Origin of the sequence: Pseudomonas sp. BF-B-26, from assembly GCF_019956495.1 — a bacterium.
Classification (GTDB): domain Bacteria; phylum Pseudomonadota; class Gammaproteobacteria; order Pseudomonadales; family Pseudomonadaceae; genus Aquipseudomonas.
In genome coordinates, this window is the sequence record NZ_JAHBDP010000029.1 from 1 (window position 1) to 5437 (window position 5437).

Genomic DNA, 5437 nt, shown 5'->3' on the forward strand with positions numbered 1-5437 from the left:
TCCCCACCCGGACACTCACTCAACCCCAGCGGATCAACCCACCCCGCAGGGTTTCGCGTGTACTGATACCCGTTTAACCCGCCCGCCAACTTGCTCGGATCCGGTGTCAGATACCGTCCAACATCCGGATTGTAGTAGCGATGCCGGTTGTAATGCAGGCCAGTCTCCGCATCGAAGTACTGCCCCTGAAACCTCAATGGTTGATCAAGCACCTGATGGGTGTCGCGGTTGAGGCGAGTCAGGCGGCCATAGGCTGTGTATCGGGCAGCCCAGATGATGTCGCCGCTGTAGTCGGTGAGTTCTTGCGGCGTACCCAGGTGATCGAGTTGGTAGTAAAACGGGCAAGCCTTGCGCGGGCCTTTGCCGTCGAGCATGGCCAATGGGCGGAAGCTGCCGGGTTCGTAGACGTAGCTGCGGTAGTGTTCGCGGCTGCTTTCGGCGACGAGATGGTCGCCTTGCCAGAAGAACTCGGTAGTTTTGCCGTCGACGGTTTTGCTGATGCGGCGGCCGAAGGCGTCGTAGCGGTAGGTCGCGTGGCTGCCATTGGGCAGGGTGGCGCCGATCAGCCGATGTTGGCAGTCGTAGCGGTATTCGGTGACGAGTTTTTGCCCGGTGCCGCGGCGCTCGCGGATCAGGTTGCCGAAGGCGTCGTAGTCGTAGTGGCGGTCGCCTTGCATCAGCAGGCGGTTGCCTTTGACGGTGGTCGGGCCTGGACGATCCTGCATCAGCAGGTTGCCCGCCGGGTCGTGGGCGAAGCTTTCCGGTTGTTGATCGCGGGAATGACGGACGCGGATCAGGCGGTTGAGCGGGTCGTATTGGTAATTGCGTTGGCCGTGACGGGTGTCGGCGATGCTGTCGAGATTGTCGTTGGCGCTGTAGGCATAGTCGCGGCGATACAGCGGTTGGAGGTGTTGGCTGACAGCGTGGGCTTTCAGGCGGCCCTGGTCGTCATACTGATAATCACTGAGCAACAGGCCTTGTTGGCGATTTAGTTCGCGCCCGGCGAAGAACGTATGCGATGTCAGTCGCGCGCCGTTGAGGTCGATCGCCGTCAGCGCGCCGCCCTTGGCGTGGTGGTAATCGAGTTTGCTGCCGTCCGGCAGGCGCAGATGGTTGAGTTGACCGCAGGCGTCATAGCCATAACGCAACGTGCCCCAACCCTGATGCTCGGTGATCAGGCGGTCCTGTTGGTCGTACTCAAATTCCAGCGGATGGTCGTGGCCATCGTCGACGCCGATCAGTCGGCCGAGGCTGTCGTAGCGGTATTCAACCTGGATGCCGTCGGGCAGCGTCTTGACCAACAGGCGTCCGGCCGAGTCCCGCTCATACGCCGTCACCAGCTGCGAGCCGTCCTCGCCGAACTCGGTTTTCTCCAGCAGCTGGCCATTGAGGTCGTAGGTGTACGCCGTGCGTTGGCCGTCGAAGCCGGTTTCCTGTCGGATCAAGCCGTTGGGCGTGTAGTCCAGGCGATATTTTTCGCCGGATTCGTTTTCGATTTCCGTGAGTAACAGCTGGGCGTTGTCGTAGCGGTACCTCAGCTGAGTACCGTCGGCATTGAGGCGGCGGCTGACCAGGTGCAGGTCATCAAGGTATTCGTAGCGGGTGACGCGGCCCAGTTCATCGCGCTCGGCGGTGATCTTGCCGTAGGCGTTGTAGCTGAACGCGCGGCTGGCGCCGGTAGGAAGCGTGGTCTGGATCAGTCGGCCAACGGCATCCCATTGGTACCGGGTGACGGCGCCGTGTTCGTCCTGACGGGTAATCTGCCGCCCCAACGCGTCGTAGGAAAACCGCCGCTGACCGCCGTCCGGCAAGGTTTCTTCGAGCAGTTGCCCCAGGGCGTTCCAGACGAACACATGCCGACTGGTGTCCGGGGAACGGATCGACAGCAGTTGCCCTTTGTCATCGTAGTGATAGTGGGTGACCTGACCGTCAGGATCGCTCGCTTCGGTGACGTCGCCCTGGGCGTTGCGTTGATATTTCCACACCGCTTGGCCGCGATACCGCGCATGCAGGAAACCGTTGCGATACTCGTAGGCCGTCGGCTCGTCTTCCGGCGGAATCAGCGCGATAACCCGTCCGACTTCGTCGTAACGGTATTCGGTGACGGCGCCGAGCGGATCCTGCTCGGCCAGCAACCGACCGTTGTCGTCGTAGGCCTTGAGGTGCTCGCCGCCGTCCAGCTCGACCTTGCGCACCAGCCGCGCGCGGTCGTCGTGGACGTAAACCTCTTCACTGCCATCGATGTTCTGAACGGTGACACTGCCCTCGTCATCCCAGACGTAACGCGCGTCCATCTGCGCAAACGACGCCCAGTGCCGGATGCATCGGGCCGCCTTGCCGGACCGTTCCCACTCCCAGAAGAAACTCGCCCCACCGGCCAACTGCCGTTGCAGGATGACGTGCTGATCGTCGTAGTCGTAACGTTCGCTTTCGCCGGCGGCATTGGTTGCTTCGATCAAGCGATGACGAGCGTCGTAGCGGTAGGCAACCAGAGTTTGTTCAGTACGCCAGGCGTCTTCCAGGGTGTCGGCCGGCTGAAAACGCTGATACTCGACGGCGATCATGTGCCGGCGGTCATAGCGCAACAGAAGGGAACGCCCTGCGCCGTTATCGAGGCGTTTGATCCTGTCAGACGTATCCCGCTGCACCGTCAGCCGATTGCCATAGGCATCGCTGATCGCTGTCAGACGTCCTGCACGAAAGTGGAAAAACCGCGCTTTTTCTCCAGCCAGGGCGAGGATCAGTTCTTCGGGTTCATCGCCCAGATAAATCGCCGCCCGCGACAGGCTGTTGTGGATCGCCGGGCGTTCGCTGGTTGGCAACGGGAAGGTGGTGCGACGGTTTTCGTGGTCGATCCAGAGGACGGTGTCGCCATCGATTTCCAGTCGATGAGACAGCGAATGGCTCCAGCCGAAGCCGAGGCCGTCATCGATTTCAGCGGCACTGGTGCGATAGAGCCGGGTGAAGTCGAACGGCAAAATCCCGTCCAGCGCACCGTCGGTGAGGGTCAGCAGTTCCTCGCCCGTGACCATCGATACCGGACAGCCATGGGTACAGGTCAACGGTCCGCAATCGGCGCTGTCACCGTTGGGGTTTTTCGCTTGAACCGGGGCATCGTCGCGATGTTCCTGCCTGACCATCCGGGTCATGGCTTCAGACTTGTCGCGAGCAATGGCCAGCGGATTCTTCACCGACAGAACCGGCGCAACACCTGTGGTGATTTGCAATGACACGGCGGGCGCAGGATTGATCGGTGCCTTCCGGGCATTGACCATCAGCGGTTTGAGCACGCCAGCGTGGGCTGTCAGGTCGGACTTGGCGGTGAGCCCAGCCAATCGCAGACTGGCGGCCGCCAGCCATTGCCGGGCCTGCGGGGACTTGATCCTGGACAGCACCTTCTCACTCAGGCGCAACTCCAGTCCCGCAGGACCGGTAAGGCACATGAGCAGGAAACTGATCAATATCTGCGTACGAATTTCCGCCACGACCTCGGCGATGTACTGCGGCGGCAGCATCCTCAGCCAGCTGGTGAACGCCGCAAGATGAATGAACATCAACGGCTCGTCGCTCAGCATCAACAACACGTTGGCGATGGACTCCGCCGAAGCATTCAGCAGCGTTTCAAGCTCGGATCGGGTCAGGTATTCAAGGAGTTTTTCGCTGTTGGCCTGCAGGTCAGCGATCAGGGCGTAAATCTGTTTCACGTCATCCCACAAACCGTTCAGCGAGTTCTCGAAGCCGCGCCAGTCGGCCCGTTGCAGCATGCCGTAGCGCTTGATGAAACCGGCCTGGGAGAACCCTGCCCACGCCGGTTCGAACTCGGTCGTCCACTCGTTGCGCAACCAGCGTTCCAGCTCGCTGATGACGCCCTGATAGGAGGCATAAAGGGCTTTGACGTGATCAGCGGATACATCGGGAAAGAAGGTGATGCGATAACGCTGGCCGCGCGGGCAATCGGAGATTTCCAGGATGCCGCTGGGGCCGATCTCGTCGTAGATCGGCTCGCCAAACGTCTGCTCACCCGCCACGTCGGAAAGCAAAGGTTCAAGCATCACCGGCGTATTGCCGATCGGTACGAAGCGCGCAGCCTCAAACATATGCACCAGGGTCAACGGACCGTTGGCCGGGCACGCGGCGACTGTCGAGCTGACTGGCGTGGTGGAATGCTTCGGCGCGCTTAGACGGACTTCGTTGCCGACCTTGAATACTTGCTCGACATCCAGGGCCTTGCCGGTCCAGAAACTTTCAGCCCAGGCGTCGTAGTCGTTCAGGCACAGTCGAAAATCACTCAATACCGTTTCGACATTCGGCTGCTCAGGGTCCATGGCGGCGACCACCAGCAGCCCGATGGTGTTGTTCAAGGCCAGGAGGTTGTCAGGTATGAACATTCGCAGTCCCTCGCGCGGATCAATTCAGAGCGCGAGACTTTGCGGGGGATCGGCGGGGAAAGAAGTCGGGAAAGTAAGTGTTTGGTGTAGGGGAAATCGCTAAATGACGAAGAGCACGTCGGCGCAGGTTTTACTATCGATCAGGCATTGCCCGTTGCCCTATGCCCGCCGCGCTCGCTATGCTGCTGAATCCTTTAATCGATCGCGGACCCGGCCGTACCTGAGCCGCCTCTGGGATGTCATTAGAAAACGGATCAGATGCGATGAATGCACCGCTGAATGAATTCGGCCCGATCAAGGCCGTGATTTTTGATATGGACGGCTTGTTACTGGATACCGAGGGCATTTACACCGAAGTCACGTCCATTATTGCCGCGCGTTACGGTCGGGTCTTCGACTGGAGCGTCAAGCAGAACATCATCGGTCGTGGCGCGGGTGATCTGGCGCGTTATGTGGTCGAGGCGCTGGACCTGCCGATTACTGCCGAAGAGTTCCTGGTGATCCGCGAACCGCTGATGCACGAGCGTTTTCCTACGGCGCTGGCAATGCCTGGCGCTCAGGAGCTGGTTCGGCACTTGAAGGCCAACAACATTCCGATCGCGGTGGGCACCAGCTCTTCGCGTCAGTCGTTCGGACAGAAAACCACCTTGCACCGCGATTGGTTCGCGCTGTTCGATTTCATCGTGACGGCTGACGATCCGGAAGTCGGCGCGGCTAAACCGGCGCCGGACATCTTCCTCACGGCGGCGCGGCGCCTGGGTGTCGCGCCTGAGGATTGCCTGGTGTTCGAGGATTCGCCGTTCGGTGTCACGGCGGCGAAAGCGGCGGGAATGACCGCGATTGCGATCCCGGATGCGGCGATGGCTGACGAAAAATACGCACACGCTGACGGCATTCTTCGTACGCTGAAAGCGTTCAAACCAAGCGCTTGCGGTTTGCCGGCGCTCGAATGGGCTTGATGCAGAAAGTGTGGGAGCGGCGGTGCGACGATTCGACTTGCTCGCGAAGAGGGAGTATCAGCCAACATTAATGTCGGCTGACACAACGCC

At 60.5% G+C, this 5437-nt stretch carries 2 protein-coding genes; one reads left to right on the plus strand and one right to left on the minus strand.

All coding sequences use genetic code 11. From position 1 onward, the window contains the following. A partial coding sequence (locus KGB03_RS02320; protein WP_223526198.1) for an RHS repeat-associated core domain-containing protein occupies positions 1 to 4388 on the minus strand: 4388 nt, incomplete at its 3' end. A gap of 263 nt (positions 4389 to 4651) precedes the next feature. Between KGB03_RS02320 and KGB03_RS02325 the strand changes: the two genes are divergently transcribed. Continuing rightward, a complete protein-coding gene (locus KGB03_RS02325; RefSeq protein WP_223526200.1) occupies positions 4652 to 5347 on the plus strand; it encodes an HAD-IA family hydrolase in 696 nt (231 codons plus the stop codon). Positions 5348 to 5437 lie beyond the last annotated feature (90 nt).